We start from the raw sequence: 18,099 nt of genomic DNA, 5'->3' as shown, positions 1-18,099 counted from the left end.
AATTACTTTAAATACAATGTCTAGTCAATCTTGACTTACTTCGAACTCATTCCATTCATTAAATGATTAATTTTAAATCAACCTACATTTTACCATAATTTTGTCAATTTATTTCTTTTTTCACTAAAAAATACAAGAATATACCTGTTACACAAAGACTACCCGTGGTGCTAGTTCATTTCAAAATAGCGTAAGTTATGAGCTAGAATAATTTGTTCGATTCGCAACTGTAGTCCAGCTAGCCCTCTAGCTAATGTCTGTTCGATGTCAAAGAGATGACACAGTTCAGAAAAACGTGTTTCAACAGTTCGTCTCATGGTTATCAGTTTCCAATTGTTATGTTCTTCGGCCCCTGTCATGTTTTTACGAAACGGCGTCCATAGATGGTAACCTTCTTGCTCTAAGTCCTTTTTGAGTTCACTGCTCAGGTAGCCTAAATCACCTAGGATAACCGATTGCTTACACCCTTCTAATAGTTCATAAACCACCTTGATATTGTGAACAGAGGCAGGTGTGACAACATAGTTCAGAATAAAACCAGATAAGGTCACCAGCATATGAACCTTGAAACCGTAAAACCATAAGTGTTTAGAGGCGTTGTAGCCAATATCGGCTAATCCTTTAAAAATGGTAGCTCTGTGATTGCGAACAGGTTGGCAAAGTGGCAAAGGAAAACTATCTATAATGACTAGTTTATCAGATGGAAGCATGTCACTCATAGCTTTTCGGATGAATTGGACGAGCCAAATCAATTGTTTTGACCGACGATTGAAACGACTTCTTTCTAGTAACTGACCACAAGGAAAGAGGTGGCAGATGCTGTAGAAATGGCGTTGTGATGTTATGCCTAGTTCAGCTTGTAACAAAAGCAAGACAAGGAGTGATTCATCTGAAACTTTGGCTAAACCAACATTACGCCGATATTTGAAGGAATCCGGGCAATAGTTGTGGTAGAAGTGATGACAAATTTGTGATAATTGGCGTACATTCCATTGCAAATGATGAGATTTAGCAGTGTACTGTAAGCGGCTCATTGGGACTAACCTCCTGTATGTTTCGTCACTTACAGTATAGTCCATTTGGGCTTTTTATTGTATTTTGAAATGAACTAGCACCACGGGTATTTCCTATTTCTTCAAGGATAAGCTCAGTCACGATGTCATGAACTTTCCTCACATTGTTGAACGGTGTCAGTTGATTACTATTATTACTTTTGGTGAAACGGTCATTGCGATTTTGAAGAATTATCCGATTCAGACGCATCTACTCACTGGAGTTCTCTTCTTCTTGGCAATGGCGTTCTCCTTTATGTTTTACATTTCGCAAACCTATCTCAATATCAATCACCATCAAAAGACAAATGTAGCCACCTTACTCTATGCCCATATGGTACTGGTTTTAGGCATCAACTTCTTTACAGTTGCTGTGGAGGTCTTACCTGGTGAGCATGTCACTTTTGGTTTGCCCTTCCTACTCATCGGCTACTTCCTCTACTATCTCGGAATCCTAATGACCAGTCGCTACAACCAAGACCTTTATCAACTTGATAAGATGGTTTGGCTTCAGTATGCTATTCTGGTATTCAGCACCATCATTCTTCTGATAGCCTTCCACCACCATCTATTTTTGATTGCCGCTATTCTGGTTGCTAGTTCATTTATGATGCTGGTCATCTCTTTCCGCCATCGCAATCGTGTAGAAGCTGACCTTGAAAAATAAGAAAACCGACTGCCAAAAATGGTAGTCGGTTTTGTTTATTATGCTAATTTACTTGCTGCCGCTTGGTCGAGGATAAGGATGACATTGTCGTGGTTTTGGAGGACGCTTGCTGGGACATCTTCTGTCACTGCCCCTTCCACAGTCGCCTTAATAGCGTCAGCTTTTTCCTGACCATAGGCCATGAGAACAATGGTCTTGGCTGCCATAATGTTGGCGATGCCCATGGAGATAGCTCGTTTTGGTACATCTTCTGGATTGTCAAAGAAGCGTGCATTGGCTTCAATGGTTGATGGCGCCAATTCAACCAGATGGGTCTGACCATCAAATGGAGCACCTGGTTCGTTGAAACCGATATGCCCGTTGCGACCGATACCCAAAATTTGGAAATCAATTGGATGTTCAGCTAAAATTTTATTGTAATGTTCTGTTTCAGCAACTACATCTGTCGCCAAACCATTCGGTAAATAAGATTGTTTAAACGGTTTGGCATTGAAAAGATTTTCCTTCATAAAATGAATATAGGATTGGTCGCTCTCCTCACCTAAACCAACATACTCATCCAAGTTTACAGATGTCACATCTGAAAAGTCTAAATCCGACTCACGAATCAATCTGTAAAATTCTAACGGACTGGAGCCTGTTGCCAAACCTAATACCTTGGCACCTCCGTTCAATTTTTCTCTCAAAATGTCTAATGCTACAGTTGCTCCTTCAACTTGATTGTTTACTACATGAATTTTCATAACACACCTCTTTGGTCTATACCATTTATTGTTTTTCTTTATTATATGGTATAGACCAATTTTTGTCAAGAATTTATACTTATAGAGTATTACATCAGCACGAATAATTTTAATTCTCTTCCCATCCATCAAGACTTAAGTGTCTAACTATGATATAATACATTTATGACAGATGTGCTTTTTTACTTATTTTTTATTGGTATTCTGTTCTGCCTTACTGGCTATTTTATTTCTAAATCAAAGGTCCTAAAGTTTATTTTCTACCTGATTGGTAGTCTATTGGTGGCTTTGCCATTTGCCCTATTGATTTATTTTACCTATATTTTATTTTAGTCTAAGGAGTGAATATGAATACTGCAGATTTTGATTTTGATTTACCCGAAGAGCTTATCGCTCAAGTTCCCCTTGAAAAGCGCGACAGCTCTAAACTATTGATCCTCGACCGCGAAAAACGGAGCATGGTTGACAGTCACTTTGACCATATCATCGACCAGCTGAATCCCGGTGATGCCCTGGTCATGAACAATACACGTGTTCTGCCTGCCCGTCTCTATGGCTACAAGCCTGAAACTATGGGACATGTTGAGCTTTTGCTTTTGAAAAATACCCAAGGTGATCAGTGGGAAGTTCTTGCCAAACCAGCAAAACGTCTGAAGGTCGGTACCACAGTCGCTTTTGGTGACGGACGATTAACTGCTACTATCGTAGAGAAATTAGAACACGGTGGAAGAATTGTTGAATTCTCCTATGAAGGTATCTTCCTTGAAGTATTGGAAAGTCTAGGCGAAATGCCACTTCCACCTTACATTCATGAAAAATTAGAAGACCGTGAACGCTATCAAACAGTTTATGCCAAGGAAAACGGTTCTGCCGCAGCCCCAACTGCTGGACTACATTTCACCCAAGAATTACTCGAAAAAATCGAAGCTAAAGGAGTGAAACTAGTCTATTTGACTCTTCACGTTGGGCTTGGGACCTTCCGACCAGTCTCTGTTGATAACGTTGATGAGCATGAAATGCATTCGGAATTCTATAATCTATCAGCAGAAGCTGCTCAAACCCTCAATCAGGTCAAAGATAGCGGTGGCCGTATCGTCGCAGTCGGCACAACATCCATCCGCACCCTCGAAACCATCGGTAATAAATTTGATGGCCGTTTGGAAGCTGATTCTGGTTGGACAAATATCTTCATCAAACCTGGCTACACCTTCCGAATCGTTGATGCCTTCTCAACCAATTTCCACCTACCAAAATCTACTTTGGTTATGCTAGTTTCTGCCTTTGCAGGTAGAGAATTTACCTTAGATGCCTATAAACATGCTGTTGAAGAACGCTACCGCTTCTTTAGTTTTGGGGATGCAATGTTTATTCAATAGGCTGTTATCACCAAATTATTCTGAGTTCAGATTTTATTTTCCTTACATCTCAAGGAGGGCCCTATGAATAAGATTGAAAGTCGCCATCAGCTGATCCTGTCTCTAATCATGGAGAAGAAAATACACACCCAGCAGGAATTGCAAGAATTACTAGAGGTCAACGGAGTCTCCGTCACCCAATCTACCCTCTCCCGTGACATCAAGATGCTCAATCTTGTCAAAGTCAACGAAGATGATTCTTCTCACTATGTCATCAACCCCATTGCTCCTACTCGCTGGGAAAAACGACTGCGACTCTATATGGAAGATGCTTTGGTCATGCTAAAACCTATCCAACATCAAGTGGTGCTCAAGACCCTACCTGGATTGGCCAACTCATTCGGTTCTATTTTGGATGCCATGGAGATTCCTCAAATTGTAGCGACCGTCTGCGGTGACGATGTCTGTCTCATCATTTGTGAAGATGTAGAGGGGGCACAAGCTTGCTTCGAGCACTTGAAACAGTTTACTCCACCATTTTTCTTTAGTAAATTATAAAAATTTTTGTTCACAAATAACATACTTAATTTTAAAGATAATTTTTCAAATAAATATCAATAACTTCCCTTTATACTCATAAACGAAAATATAACATGTACGCGTTTTATTGTAGAATAGTCTAATTTGACTTATTCTATATGCAGATGGGGTCTATTTCTAAAACAGCATATAATAAGTCACACTTTCATATATTTTTGTACACTTCTTGTAAACAGTGACACATTTCTATCTCATCTTTCAATGTTATTCTTCATAAGAAAAGCTCTTAGATATTTCACTAAGAGCTTTTAAACTGTAATTTACTATTCAATACTGATAATGGCTATTCCGCAGCTAGGCGATAGACTGCCTCAGCATAAATATCCATTGTTTTATATAAGTCTTCTAATGGCATGCGTTCATTTTCCTGATGCTCAGTTTGTTCTGTATCTGGGAAACATGCACCAAAGGCCACACAGTTTGGCATGGTACGAGCAAAGGTAGCCCCACCTGACGAGATTGGCTCGCTTGTCAAATCTCCTGTCTTATCTTGATAAACAGACATGAGCGTAGATACCAGCTGACTGTCTAATGGCACATACAAGGAAGCAAGGTAGTCGTACTCTTCATAGGTCAAACCACATGATTGCGCTTTGGCTTGTAAAGTAGAAACTAGGGCTTCCTTATCCGCAGTGACAGGAATACGAATGTCCAAGCGAATTTCTGATTTTTTTGCGCTAATGGTTAGGCCTGCAATATTGAAACTGAGTGTCCCTGATGGTTCATCGGTCACATCACCAAAAAGCTTAAATCCTGTGGCATCTTCACCAACTGCATTGACGATAAAGTCCAAGGCTGGATGATTTTCGAAATGTTCCAAAGCCTTTGCCAAACGAACAATGGCATTGACCCCCTCAGCAGCATCCTTGGCGTGCCGCGAAATACCAAGAACCGTTACTTGATCATCTTTGGTTTCATAATCAAAGCCTAATTGATCTAATTCCGCAATAACTCCTGCTAATAAATGACCAGAATAGCTTGCCTTGGCAGGTACTACGTTATAGGCAGTTCCCGCTTCGATACTCAGACAAGGGTGACCTGGACCATGCAATTTGGCCTGTAGCAATCCTTTTTCAGCATAAGTCAAAGGGAAGGAAGAATCTGGTGCAAAGCCCATAGTTGCCACTTCTTCCAACTGATTGTAGCGGTTCATACACCGCCATAAGGTCTCTTCATCTGTTCCAAAAATGAAACGAATCCGTTTGTTAAATTGGACTCCCGCATCAAGAAGTGCTTTTACTGCAAATAAGGCCGCCATCGAAGGACCTTTATCATCCTGAACTCCGCGTCCAATAATGTAATCTCCCTCTACCACAGCCTCAAAAGGCGGCGTCTGCCATTGACTAAGATCACCAGCAGGTACCACATCTAAGTGGCAAAGGATTGCTAATAATTCTTCGCCTTGCCCAATTTCAGCATAGCCGTAATAACCAGCAGGGTCTAAATAAGTTTTAAAACCCATTTTTTCCGTCAAAGCCAACGTGTGCTCCAGAACATCCTGAATCGCTTGGCCAAATGGCGTTTGGTTTTGACCTTCATGCAGGACAGACGGAAAAGCTACCAGTTCCTTAATCGCCTCTACACAAGCCTCTTGATGCTGTGCTTGAATAAAACTTGTTTCCATTGTTTCTCCTTTCAACAGATTAAAATATAGTTCTTTCTGTTTTCATTCTATCACAAATGGAAAAACTGAGCCAAATTTATCTGTATTCATGATAAAATCTGACCCAGAATTTCGATTAGAAGAATGTCGCAATGACAAGAATAGCAATTGATGCAAGTACAATAGCTGCAATCAATTTACCTACAAATTTATACCAAGTTCCGATTTCAACACGACCTAAAGCCAAGGCACCCATTACAATACCTGAGGTTGGTGCAACCAAGTTAAGTACACCTGAAGCTGCTTGGAAGGCTGTGATAATCAAGTGTGCTGGCACATTAACAAATTCTCCAAGAGGTGCCATGATACCCATAGATGCCCCTGCAAGACCAGATGTGGATGGAATCAAGAAGGACATTGGCAGGTAGAAGAGATAGGTCAAGATGATGAAGACTTGTGAAGACAGACCTTGCAAGCCAACTTCACCCCAATGCAGAATAGTCGCTGTAATCATACCGTCATTCATGATGACTTGAATACCACGCGCCACCGCACAGATAAGGGCAACACTGAGCAAGTCTGCCGCACCATTCATAAAGGCTTTTACCAGACGTGCTTCATCCATGCCATAGACAATACCGACCAAGACACCAGCAAAGGCAAAGAGCATAGCTCCTTCAGGGAAATACCACCAGCCAAATGGATAGGCTGAACTACCAATCACCTGACCGATTCCTGGCAAGCCAAGTAACCAGGTGTTAAAATCTGCAAAGACAGAAACACCCAAGTCTTCCCAAGGAATAAAGCTACAAATCATGACTACAAAAGTCAATACGAAGACCCAAAGGACACGTTTTTGAGCAGGTGTCAAGACAGCATTGACTTCTTCACTTGATGTGTTGACATTAAAGTGAGCCATATCTGCTTCACGTTGTTTGTAAACGAGGGATTTAGTTGGGTCGTTTTTCACTTTTTCAGCATAGTTAGCAACGAACCACACACCCAGACCCAAAATAACGATAAAGAAGATAATCCGCCATATCATACCATCTGCCAAGGAAACCCCTGCTGCATCCGAAGCCACACCTGTCGCAAATGGGTTTACAGTCGAAGCCAAACAGCCGATTTGAGAACCCAACAAGATAATAGCAACACCTGTAATACTATCAAAACCAACTGCCATCATAACAGGAACTAGGAGTGGGAAGAAAGCCATGGTTTCCTCACCCATACCGTAGGTAGAACCGCCCAAGGCAAACAAAGGCATGAGAATGTAAATCAGCATTTTCTCGCGACCCTTGAAGCGTTTCACAATGGAGGCAATCCCCACATCAAGCGCACCAGTTTCATTGACCACGCCTAAGAAAGAACCAACCATCAGAATAAAGAAGGCAACGTCAATAGCCTTACTAGTGTCGCCATGACCCAACATAGCACGGACAGGTGCCATCAGAATATCCCAAATTCCCTGCGGATTTTGAGCCACTGCTTGATAGGTGCCTGTGATAAATTTTCCAGCTTCGTCTTTTTCATACTGACCTGCTGGAATAACCCATGTCATCACTGCCATAAAGGCAATAATGAGCATCAAAATAGAATACGATGAAGGCATTTTAAAGCCTTTTTTCACTTTTTCGCTCATCGCAAAAACCTCCTATAATATTTTTTGAGCGCAACCTGGATTGACAAGTAAAGTACTTTATATAAGAAATAGTTTTTCGCTCATCAAGGTAGTTTTTAAAGAAATACTGAAAAACTAACGATGAATAGCTCAACAACTAGTCTTAGATGAAAGTCCTGAACTGGGAATACAGGTTCTAAATCCCCTATTTAAGGGAAATTGTATCCGTAATAACCGTATCAAATATCCACCTATCTTCAAGAGATGTCTATCTCCTTCAGTCTATTATCTGAAATCATTGCTTATAGATAGATACTTGATAGGAAATGGATGAGAGGGGAGGGAGCTTAGAAAGCCCAGACCTTCATGTTTAGATTAAAGGGAACCCTTGTAGGACTATCAACACTTCCACTCCCCTAACTCCATCAATAAATAACCCGTCTAGTTTAAAAACTATATTTGCATGCAGAGTACATCAATAAATAGAAGCCTCAACGATACATACAGCTGCTTAGCCTTTGACAATGATAGTGCCGCTATCGGATTCAATCAAAGCGCCTAAGTTTTCTAATGAGGTAATGACTGCTTTTGATTGCGGCTTATTGCTTACAAAAGCAATAGCTGCTTCAACTTTCGGTAGCATGGAACCTGGTGCGAATTGATTTTGTTTGATATATTCTTCCAATTCAGCTACGGTAACTGTTTCTAATTTTTCTTGGTCTGGTTTGTTGTAGTTAACAAAGACATAGTCTACACCAGTCAAGACGATAAACAAGTCTGCGTCAACCAATTCTGCCAAACATTGAGAAGCAAAGTCCTTATCGATAACTGCTTCCACACCGGTCAGGGTGCCATCTGCTTCTTGGACAACTGGAATACCTCCGCCTCCAGCAGCTACGACTACCTCACCTGCATTGAGAAGGGTACGAATGGTACCTATTTCTTTGATTCCTACAGGTTTTGGCGAAGCAACGACTTTGCGCCAGCCACGACCGGCATCTTCTTTGAAGGTTGCACCAGTCTTTTCTGCTTCTGCTTTCGCTTCTTCTTCTGTATAGAATGGTCCAATCGGCTTGGTCAAATTTTCGAAGGCGGGATCATTCTTATCCACGATAACCTGGGTCACAACAGATGCTACATCTTTTTCAATGCCTTCCTTAGCCAATTCATTTTCCAAGGCATTTTGCAACCAGAAACCAATCGAACCTTCTGTCATGGCTACCAAACTGTCTAGTGGAAAAGCTGGGTTCTTTTCCGAATCAGCAGCAAGGTTTTGAAGAAGTAAGTTTCCAACCTGAGGACCATTACCATGCGTGATAATAAGGTCATCCCCATTTTTTATCAATTTTACAAGGTGCTTGGCTGTTTGTACCAAGGCCTCTTTTTGTGCTTTAGCCGATGGGTCGGACGATAAAATGGCATTGCCACCCAAGGCTACTACAATTTTACGATTTGCCATATCTCTTGCTTTTTCCTCACTTTCGCGAAATAGTAACCGCTTACACATCCATCCTCAAAATAAGGGGGCTGGGTGCCAGCCCCCGGAGGTTGCGATGACTAGAGAATATACTCAATGAAAATCAAAATCAGACTTGCTTCAAAGGTTCGGGGAACCTTTGGAGGTTGGAAATAGAGCGAGCGAAGTTCGCTTCACATATGAAGATAGAACTCCGTTCCTTTCATACTTCAATGGAACAGGCTGAAAAACTCCACTGGAGCTTTTCAGTCATCAAATCGAGTCAACAACGTATGAGTTTGATTTTCGAAGAGTATTACACACGTGGAACAAATGGATCCCCTAAAGTAGCCGCCATCACTGCCTTAATAGTGTGCATACGGTTTTCAGCTTGGTCGAAGTGACGAGCATATTTGCTACGGAATACTTCGTCTGTTACTTCCATTTCTTCTACACCGAATTTTTCAGCGACATCTTTACCATAAACAGTGTTTGTATCATGGAAGGCAGGCAAGCAGTGCAAGAAGATGAGATTTTCATTTTCTGCTTTTTTCACCAATTCCATATTCACTTGGTATGGTTTCAAGAGGGCAACGCGTTCTGCGAATTTGTCTTCCTCACCCATTGATACCCAAACGTCTGTATAAAGGACATCCGCGCCTTTGACTGCTTCGTCAGCATTGTCAGTGATAAGAACACGCGCGCCACTTTCTTTGGCAAAGCCTTCTGCCAATGCCACAACAGTTTCATCTGGGAAGAGTTCTTTTGGAGAGAAGATATGAACATTGACACCAAGGATAGCGCCTGTTACCAAAAGTGAGTTAGCAACGTTGTTCCGGCCATCACCACAGTAAACCAGAGTCAAGCCTTCCAACTTGCCAAAGTTTTCTTTAACAGTCAAGTAGTCCGCCAACATTTGAGTTGGGTGCCATGCATCTGTCAAACCATTCCATACTGGCACACCAGAGAATTCTGCCAATTCTTCCACCATTTTTTGACTGAAACCACGGAATTCAATACCGTCGAACATACGTCCCAAAACTTTAGCAGTATCTTCTGTAGATTCTTTCTTACCAAGTTGGATGTCATTTGCACCAAGATATTCTGGATGGGCACCAAGGTCAATTGATGCTACTGTGAAGGCAGCACGAGTACGTGTTGATGTTTTTTCAAACAAGAGAGCAATATTTTTACCTTCCAAATAACGGTGTGGAATATTGCGTTTTTTCAAATCTTTCAAATGAGCTGAGAAATCAATCAACCATTCCAATTCTGCGCGTGTGAAATCTTTCTCTGCAAGGAAATGTCTGCCTTTAAAAATGTTTGTCATTGTCTCTTCTCCTAATGTTTAAATAAATTTTGTCAATGTCTGGCACCATTCTCCATCTTCTTGATAAACTTCAGAAGTTGCTTGGTAGCCGACTGACTCATAAAAAGTCTTTGCAGTTAACTCCGAATGTATATCCAACTGATGAAAGCCTGTTTCTTGTGCATAAGCTTCCAAAGAGCTGATAATCATTTTTCCATAGCCTTTTCCACGAAAATTCGGTAGAGTGGCTATTCGGGTTAGACGAGCTTGACCAGGACCGACAGGAAGAAAACGTCCCGTTGAAACAGGCTCCTCACCAATAAAGAGATTGGCGTAAACTCTTCCTTCAGTATCATTCTGGTCAAATTCATCTTCCTTTGCAATGCCACGCTCAAGAACAAATACCTTATAGCGGACATAGATAGAGGCTGCGCGTTGCCATTCTTCCGAACCGATAGTTGTTCGTTCTATACTTGGCATTAGATGTCTTCCCGTTCAAACGGCATTGACATACAACGAGGTCCACCACGACCGCGAACCAATTCGCTTCCGCCAATCTTAATCAAACGAAGCCCTTTGGACTCGAGGATTGCATTGGTAATCGTATTGCGTTTGTAAACAACTACCACACCTGGTGCAATGGTCAATGTATTTGAACCATCATTCCATTGCTCACGACCAGCAGCAACCATATCACCGCCACCACAACGGATCAATTCTACTTTTTCAAGACCAAGGTTCGCAGCCAAAAGTTCTGCCAAGTCACCATGTTCTTCTTCAATATGAAGCGTATCATTTTCATAGGTTACAGAGAAGACGCGAAGGTCACCTTCAATTTCTGGGTGGATAGTAAACTTATCATAGTCAACCATGGTAAAGACAGTATCCAAGTGCATGAATTTACGGTTGTTAGCAAATTCAAAGGCCAATACTTTCTTGAAACCAACATTTTGTTTAAAGATATTGACCAGAAGTTTTTCAATAGAAGCAGCATCGGTACGTTGTGAAATACCTACTGCCAAAACATCTTTTGAAAGAACCAATTCGTCCCCACCCTCGATACGAGTAGTTTCTTCACGATTGTAAACCAATGGAACTTTTCCACCATATTCTGGGTGATGAGTGAAGATATATTTACCATACAAAGTTTCACGGTTCCGTGTTTCTGAATACATGTGGTTAAGAGAAACTGCATTACCGATAGTCGCAAATGGATCCCGAGTGAAGTAAAGGTTTGGCATTGGGTCAATTGCAAATGGGTAGGATGATTCGACCAAGTCTGTCAAACCTTTTTCTTCAGCAGGGACTTCCGGTAACTCAGCTTTCTGAACACCCGCCATCGTTTTCTCTACCAACTCTTTGTTGTCTTCAATAGCTAGCAACAGTTTGCGGATGGCTTTCTTAGTAGCACGACCACGAATATTTGCTTCTTCAAGGTATTCATCAATAAATTGCTCACGAATTTCAGGTGTAACAAGTGACTCAGCAGCTAATTTTTCCAAGTAGAGTACTTCGACACCTTCATCACGAAGAGCTTGAGCAAAAGCATCATGCTCTTTCTGTGCATCTTCTAAGAATGGAATATCATCGAAGAGTAGGCGTTCTAGATAGTCAGGCATAAGGTTTTCAATTTCCTTACCTGGTCTGTGTAACATAACTTTTTTCAGCTTACCAATTTCTGAAAAGACATGAATTGGATGGTTTGACATGATCTGTCCTCCTTGTAGATTTATACATGATGGGAAACGAGGAGGACCGTACGCTTTCCTGCCTCTCATTTCCTCTTTACATCCATAGTTTAACAGAGGAAAAAAACAAAAACTTGAAAACGCTCTCATTCATTTTGAGAAATTCTTCACATTTTTAACCTTATTTATAAATAATTATCGATTATATCGCCTATATTCTGCATAATTCTTTCTGTAATATCATTATATGAATTTTTATTTTTTTATAAAAAAACAGAAACTTCAATGAGTTTCTGTCAAATTTTCTAAGAAATAATCAATATCTAAATAAGTTAACTGTTTATGACTATAAGCAATTTTACCATCCTGTTTCAGTTGCTTCAAAACATGGCTAACCGTTTCCCGTGTCGTAGCTGCTAAACGCGAAATCTCTTGAATATGAATTTCAAATGGCAAGGTAGCAAACTGATCGCGCTGGCACATATCCCAATAAAGAAGAGCCAAGGCTTGGACGACTCGATCTGATGCCTTGGAACGCATCGCATTTCGCAAGCGCAATTCTTGAAAACGAAGCACTTTAGATAATTTTTGACAGATATAAGTCATTTGACTCGGATTTATCTTCGACAAGGTTTCAAACAAGACCATCGGTACAATAAAATACTCTAGGTCCGTTATGGCAATGGCGGTATAATGATAAGGTTTATCCTGAAACATATCTCCAAAAGGAAAAGCACCGCCCTGCCGAATATAGTCCAAATACGTAAAACTATCCGTCTCATCATATTGCTCAATCCGAGCATAGCCCTTATACAATACAAATAGATAATCTCTAGGATCCTCTGCGTAAAAAAAGATTTGTCCCTTAGGAATCTTTCGAAAACGAATATGCTTAGCTAATTGATCAAAGCTATCACGTGTCAAACGTTCAAAAGTTGGATGTGCCCTTAGATAATCATATTGTTCGTTGCTTATCATCAAAACTCCTTTCTAGCTAAAGTATCCTTCTATCTATTTTAACATATATTAATGTTATATGCTAATCATTACTGAAAAATGTTCATAAAACAGGGTCATTCCTGTGAAGAGGAATACTATAGTAGTTTGAATTAGGAAAAGGACAGTTTTGAGTTATAGTGTTAATAACCCACTCCTAAAATAACTTTAGAGTTCTCAAATTGACAAACTTAGATATATCCTGTTTCTAATTCACTCTACTATATCACAGCTAATACAAAAAACTGGTCCTCTCGAACCAGTCTTAGTATCGTCGAATGAATTAACTTTCAGACAAGGAACTGAGGTGCAAGCAATACTAGAGTACGGCAAGCCGAGAGTGACGAGGTATCAAAGTTAATTCAAATGACTATAACATTCTATGTATACCTATCTAGTCAGTCAATTCATCCGCAATCTTATTGATTTTCCGCAAACGATGGTTGACACCACTTTTAGTGATCGGTACCGTTAGACTATCCGCCAATTGCTGAATGGAATAGTCTGGATGCTGAATTCGCAACTGGGCAATCTCCTGCAAGTCACCTGACAACTGATCTAGACCGATAGTATCCATAATTTTGATAATATTATTAATTGTTTTCATACTAGCATTGACCGTCTTTGCAATATTAGCAGCTTCCGCATTGGTAGCTCGATTTAGATCATTGCGAGCCTCACGAAGCAATTTAACATTCTCAAATTCTGTCTTTGCCTCTTCTGCTCCAATCACCAAAAGAAAATCCATAATGTCCTCTGCACGTTGCAGATAGGTAATGGTTCCCTTACTTCGCTCAATGACTTTGGCATCCAAAAGAAATTTCTGCATCAGATTGGCCAGGTCATTGGCATGGTCACTATAGACAGAAGCTATTTCAAGCTGGTATTTTCCTTTTTCAGGATCTTTAACAGAGCCTGCCGCTAAAAATGCTCCACGAAGATAGGCTTGACTCCATGAATCATTTTCCAAAACCAAGGGAGAAATCCCCGTCTCTAATCCAAAGAAACTATCAGCCAAATGCAAATCGTTCAATATCTCATTCACGCCGTCTTCTATCAAAACTGCATACACACGATTCTTTTTGAGATTAGTTTTTTGATGATGGCGAATCTCAGCCTTAATCTGATAGAAACGAAGTAACAGTTCATAAATGTGACGGGCAATCTTTGCATTTTCCGTGCTGATAGAAAGAGTCAAGCCTGATGAAGCTAAGCCCAAACTCCCTGATAATTTGATAATAGCAGATAGCTCGCTCTTATTTTGGCTAGACTGAAGCAGCAATTCTTCCTTTACTTGTACTGTAAAACTCATGACCGCACCTGCAAAATCTTGAGCAACTCTTCTACCACCAAGTCACCATCATGGAAAGCCCCGCCATTTTCCAAACGAAGAAAATTCGAAGAAATCACACGATTAGCTTGTTTTTGCAAACCTGCAAAATCGTGTTTTACCTGTACCAAGTATTCATCAAACTGATTGCTATTCATATACTCTTGTGGAACTGGCTCAATATTGACCAAAACTGTATCAATAAATTGTTCAGCTAGGTGGGTATTGAGAACTGCCACATGGTCGGCATCTGAGAAAAACTCAGTCTCTCCCCGTTGGGTCATAATGTTGCACACATAGGTCACTTCAGCCTTGGTTTCTTTTAGGGCTTTGCCAATGTCAGAAATCATCAGATTCGGCAAGATTGAGGTAAAAAGAGAACCCGGTCCAAGTACAATCATGTCACTTTCCATAATCGTTTCAACTACTTGGCGACTGGCTTTCGGTTCATCATCGTTATAAGAATTTGTCACATAGACATGATCAATCATCCCATTATGCTTGGAAATCTTGCTCTCACCTGCTACCTCGGTCCCATCTGTAAAAATAGCATGAAGGGTCAAGGCCTGTTCGCTAGATGGATAAATCCGCCCTGTCGTATGGAAAAAGCGCGTCAACAACCTCATTGCATTGTAGGTTGAACCCTGCATTTCTGAAATGCCAGCAATGATGAGATTCCCTAGCGGATGACCAGCCAAGGGACCATCTGAATCCGCAAAACGATACTGGAAAATTTGTTCATAAAGTTTGGGCATATCCGACATAGCCAAAAGGACATTACGCAAATCACCTGGAGGGGTCACCTGCAAAGCCTGACGAATTTCCCCCGAAGATCCTCCGTCATCAGCTACCGTCACGATAGCGGTAATCTCTACATCCTTATCCCGCAAACTCTTCAAAATAACTGGAATACCAGTCCCGCCCCCGATAACTGTAATCTTTGGTTTTCTCATGAGCGGTTGACCGTCTCCTTCCGTCTGTCCTTATCGCGATGGCTACGATTGACAATCCAGTTTTTCTCCAAATCATCTGCCAAGCGTTTAGCAAAGGCTACGCTTCTATGTTGACCGCCTGTGCAACCAACAGCGATGGTAAGGACAGACTTCCCTTCCTTCTGGTAACCTGGCAGAATTGGCTCAATCAAGCCGAGCAAATGACTATAAAACTCTTCCGATTCTTGATGCTCCATGACATAGTCAAAGACGGGAGCATCCAGACCAGTCAGATTTCGTAATTCTTTCTGATAATAAGGATTTGGCAAGAAACGCACATCAAAGACCAAGTCCGCATCCAGAGGCAGACCATATTTGAAACCAAATGACATAACTTCCACACGGAAGGAGGGCTGGTTGTCTTGACTAGCAAACTGCTCCGAGATTGCCTTACGGAGATTACGAGGAGTCAGCTCTGTCGTGTCAATGACATTCTGGCTCATATTTTTCAAGGGGGCCAAAAGTTCACGTTCTAGCTGAATCCCGTCCAAAACACGACCATCAGCCGCCAAAGGATGGGAACGACGAGTTTCTTTATAGCGAGCAACCAATTCACTATCCGTCGCATCCAAGAATAGGACTTTAAAATCTAAATCCTCTGCCCCCTCAATCTCATCCAACACCTCTCGAATCTCCGAAAAGAAGGAGCGACTCCGCATATCTACAACAAGAGCAATCTTATTGTTATCCTGGCTGTGGCGAATCAATTCTAAAAACTTTGGCAAGAGAGTCGGCGGCATATTATCAATGGTAAAATAACCCAAGTCCTCAAAAGACTGAATGGCTACTGTCTTACCAGCTCCAGACATCCCTGTCACAATTACTAAATGGAGTTTGTCCGACATGACATTCCCTCCTTTTCTCTTCTAATCAATAACTGCAATAACTTCAATCTCAACCTTAACATCACGTGGCAAGCGCGCCACTTCCACCGCTGAGCGAGCTGGAAAATCCGCTGAAAAGGCTGTTTTATAAACTTCGTTAAAGGCTACAAAATCATTCATATCTTTGAGGAAACATGTAGTCTTAACCACATGATCAAAGTCTGTCCCAGCTTCTTCTAAAATTGCTGCGATATTTTTCAAGACTTGCTCAGTCTGCTCTTGAATAGTCTCTCCCACAATTTCACCCGTTTCAGGTGACAAGGGAACCTGACCAGAGGCAAAGAGGAAATTTCCAACAACCTTCCCTTGAACGTATGGGCCAATTGCTGCAGGTGCTTTATCTGTATGAATCGTTTTCATTTCTTTATCTCCTTCTATACTTCTATTTCTATTATACCAAAAAAACTAGCCTATTCAGCTAGTTTTCGTGTTTTTACATGAAATCTCCAAGTCAGAAAAATTGCTCGCAAGAGCAGGTCAATCAAAATCGACAGCCAGACGCCAGCAATTCCTAAACCGAACATCTGACCTAAGACGACAACGCCTAAAACGCGCAGCCCCCACATCCCGACCGCTGTGGAGTAGAGAGGCGACTTGGTATCCCCCAAGCCCTGCAGTGCGCCAGCCATGATCAAAGAAACCGCAAGGCCTGGCTGGTTGAAAGCATCGATCCGTAAGGCTGTAACGACTTGACGGACGGCTTCTAGGTCTTTGGTAAATAGCAGAGCAAAACTTGAAGCTCCGAAAAATAAGACGATTCCCAGAAGGGACATGGTGGCTACTCCATAGGCAGAGCTGAGAAATGCGACTCGTCTAACTGTGAGGATGTCCTCCTTTCCCAAGGCTTGACCGATCAAAACCGCTGCCGCTGTCGCAAGACCATAGGCTGGCATATAGGTAAAACTCTCGATATTGCCTGCAATCATGTGAGAAGCATAGACAGTCGTCCCCAGCCCCACAATCAAACTGAAATAGACCACCTGTCCCAACCGCATAACCAAGCGTTCGGCTGCTGCAGGTAGGGTCAAAACCACCATTTCCTTAGGACTTCCCAAGCGGAACAATTGTTTGAGATCAACTGCCAAGTCAGTCTGCTGTACTTTTCGGTAAAGCAAGACAGTACCAAGCAGGCGAGCTAAGATGATTCCCAAGGCGGTCCCTACAATCCCCAAACCTGACCAAGAGCCAATACCAAAAATCAAGAAATAGTCCAAGACCACATTAAAACCATTGGTCAGTAAGCTCATTTTCATAGGGGTTGGGCAAAAAGCCTAGCACCACTTTTCAGAGTTCGTTTCAACATCTCAGCGCAGTGGTTGATTGGCAGATTTGTTCGTGTTTTACACTCCAAATCTGACCTCTACGACTGAGGCGAACAGAGTTCGCTTCATCTCCAACCTCAAACTGTCTCCCAGACAGTTTGAGCTGTGCGGGGGTGGGAAGACGAACTCTTTTTTAACTAGTCGAGTTCTTTCCTACTCCCCAGATGCCCGCAGGATTGTTCCCAAAATGGTCATCAGAGCTTGTAAAATCGTCAAACCACCAACCCAGTAAAAAAATGCCTGGGCGCCAGCCAAACTCTCCATTTCTGCTCCCATTAAGACTAGCATCTGCCGCCCGAAAATAAAGGATAGTAAACCAAATAGCAGACCTACACCTACTGAAAGCACTAAGGCTTGACGGACATGAAAGGTAAGAGATTCCCTATCTCCTGCGCCAATAGACCGAGTAGTCATAACCACCCGTGAAAACGGGTGGCTTGTACACCGGCTATAAGCCGTTTCTCTCCAGCGACGTCTAAAG

The 18,099-nt window shown here is 41.7% G+C and carries 17 protein-coding genes and 1 pseudogene; 3 read left to right on the top strand and 15 right to left on the bottom strand.

Features of this window, described 5'->3' with window-relative positions:
- Nucleotides 1-170 precede the first annotated feature (170 nt).
- The gene (locus tag SST111_RS09405; RefSeq protein ID WP_099810933.1) at nt 171-1,034 is read right to left on the bottom strand and encodes an IS982 family transposase; all 864 of its coding nucleotides are present in this window, start codon (nt 1,032-1,034) and stop codon (nt 171-173) included.
- A 127-nt stretch (nt 1,035-1,161) separates the two neighbouring features.
- Between SST111_RS09405 and SST111_RS09400 the strand changes: the two genes are divergently transcribed.
- Nucleotides 1,162-1,719 carry a low temperature requirement protein A gene (locus SST111_RS09400; RefSeq protein WP_099810930.1) on the top strand — a complete coding sequence of 186 codons (558 nt, stop codon included), beginning with the start codon at nt 1,162-1,164 and terminating at the stop codon, nt 1,717-1,719.
- Nucleotides 1,720-1,757: 38 nt separating this feature from the next.
- Here SST111_RS09400 and SST111_RS09395 read toward each other — a convergent pair whose 3' ends face one another.
- On the bottom strand, nt 1,758-2,462 hold the full coding sequence (locus SST111_RS09395; RefSeq protein ID WP_099810928.1) for a glucosamine-6-phosphate deaminase: 705 nt from the start codon (nt 2,460-2,462) through the stop codon (nt 1,758-1,760).
- A gap of 347 nt (nt 2,463-2,809) precedes the next feature.
- On the opposite strand from SST111_RS09395, the gene queA reads away from it, so the two are divergent.
- Together queA and SST111_RS09385 are read left to right on the top strand one after the other, a co-directional pair.
- A complete protein-coding gene (gene queA / locus SST111_RS09390) occupies nt 2,810-3,838 on the top strand; it encodes a tRNA preQ1(34) S-adenosylmethionine ribosyltransferase-isomerase QueA (RefSeq protein ID WP_099810925.1) in 1,029 nt (342 codons plus the stop codon).
- Between the two features lie 63 nt (nt 3,839-3,901).
- Nucleotides 3,902-4,375, top strand: a complete 474-nt coding sequence (locus tag SST111_RS09385) for an arginine repressor (RefSeq protein WP_002941715.1) — start codon at nt 3,902-3,904, stop codon at nt 4,373-4,375.
- 325 nt (nt 4,376-4,700) lie between these two features.
- Here the strand turns inward: SST111_RS09385 and SST111_RS09380 are convergent, their stop codons facing one another.
- The 13 genes and pseudogenes from SST111_RS09380 to SST111_RS09315 all read right to left on the bottom strand — a co-directional run.
- Complete coding sequence (locus SST111_RS09380; RefSeq protein ID WP_099810923.1) at nt 4,701-6,041, bottom strand: dipeptidase; 1,341 nt, start codon at nt 6,039-6,041, stop codon at nt 4,701-4,703.
- A 115-nt stretch (nt 6,042-6,156) separates the two neighbouring features.
- A complete protein-coding gene (locus SST111_RS09375) occupies nt 6,157-7,662 on the bottom strand; it encodes a YfcC family protein (RefSeq protein WP_024377165.1) in 1,506 nt (501 codons plus the stop codon).
- A 490-nt stretch (nt 7,663-8,152) separates the two neighbouring features.
- Entirely contained in the window at nt 8,153-9,100 is a 948-nt protein-coding gene (arcC, locus tag SST111_RS09370; RefSeq protein ID WP_099810921.1) for a carbamate kinase, read from the bottom strand.
- A gap of 313 nt (nt 9,101-9,413) precedes the next feature.
- Entirely contained in the window at nt 9,414-10,427 is a 1,014-nt protein-coding gene (argF, locus tag SST111_RS09365; protein WP_099810919.1) for an ornithine carbamoyltransferase, read from the bottom strand.
- Between the two features lie 18 nt (nt 10,428-10,445).
- On the bottom strand, nt 10,446-10,886 hold the full coding sequence (locus SST111_RS09360; protein WP_099810917.1) for a GNAT family N-acetyltransferase: 441 nt from the start codon (nt 10,884-10,886) through the stop codon (nt 10,446-10,448).
- On the bottom strand, nt 10,886-12,115 hold the full coding sequence (arcA, locus tag SST111_RS09355) for an arginine deiminase (protein WP_373560741.1): 1,230 nt from the start codon (nt 12,113-12,115) through the stop codon (nt 10,886-10,888). The genes SST111_RS09360 and arcA overlap by 1 nt, the downstream gene beginning before the upstream one ends.
- 261 nt (nt 12,116-12,376) lie before the next feature.
- A complete protein-coding gene (locus SST111_RS09350) occupies nt 12,377-13,072 on the bottom strand; it encodes a Crp/Fnr family transcriptional regulator (protein ID WP_024414617.1) in 696 nt (231 codons plus the stop codon).
- 412 nt (nt 13,073-13,484) lie between these two features.
- On the bottom strand, nt 13,485-14,402 hold the full coding sequence (gene whiA, locus SST111_RS09345; protein ID WP_099810915.1) for a DNA-binding protein WhiA: 918 nt from the start codon (nt 14,400-14,402) through the stop codon (nt 13,485-13,487).
- Nucleotides 14,399-15,373, bottom strand: coding sequence for a YvcK family protein (locus tag SST111_RS09340; protein ID WP_099810913.1), 975 nt, complete (start codon nt 15,371-15,373; stop codon nt 14,399-14,401). Before SST111_RS09340 ends, whiA begins: the two co-directional genes overlap by 4 nt.
- Nucleotides 15,370-16,257 (bottom strand): RNase adapter RapZ, encoded by an 888-nt coding sequence (rapZ, locus tag SST111_RS09335; protein ID WP_099810911.1) that lies wholly within the window; start codon nt 16,255-16,257, stop codon nt 15,370-15,372. The genes SST111_RS09340 and rapZ overlap by 4 nt, the downstream gene beginning before the upstream one ends.
- Before the next feature lie 21 nt (nt 16,258-16,278).
- Nucleotides 16,279-16,656, bottom strand: a complete 378-nt coding sequence (locus SST111_RS09330) for a RidA family protein (protein WP_029177497.1) — start codon at nt 16,654-16,656, stop codon at nt 16,279-16,281.
- Between the two features lie 50 nt (nt 16,657-16,706).
- Nucleotides 16,707-17,552, bottom strand: a pseudogene (locus SST111_RS09325) (MATE family efflux transporter); the annotation flags it as partial.
- Nucleotides 17,553-17,771: 219 nt separating this feature from the next.
- Nucleotides 17,772-18,099, bottom strand: a 328-nt coding sequence (locus SST111_RS09315) for an MATE family efflux transporter (RefSeq protein WP_257211863.1), incomplete at its 5' end; no start/stop codon positions are given.

Source organism: Streptococcus suis YS161 (assembly GCF_002760245.1).
GTDB lineage: Bacteria > Bacillota > Bacilli > Lactobacillales > Streptococcaceae > Streptococcus > Streptococcus suis_I.
Note: the sequence above shows the minus strand (reverse complement) of the source record. Positions and strands in the feature narration are given on the sequence as shown.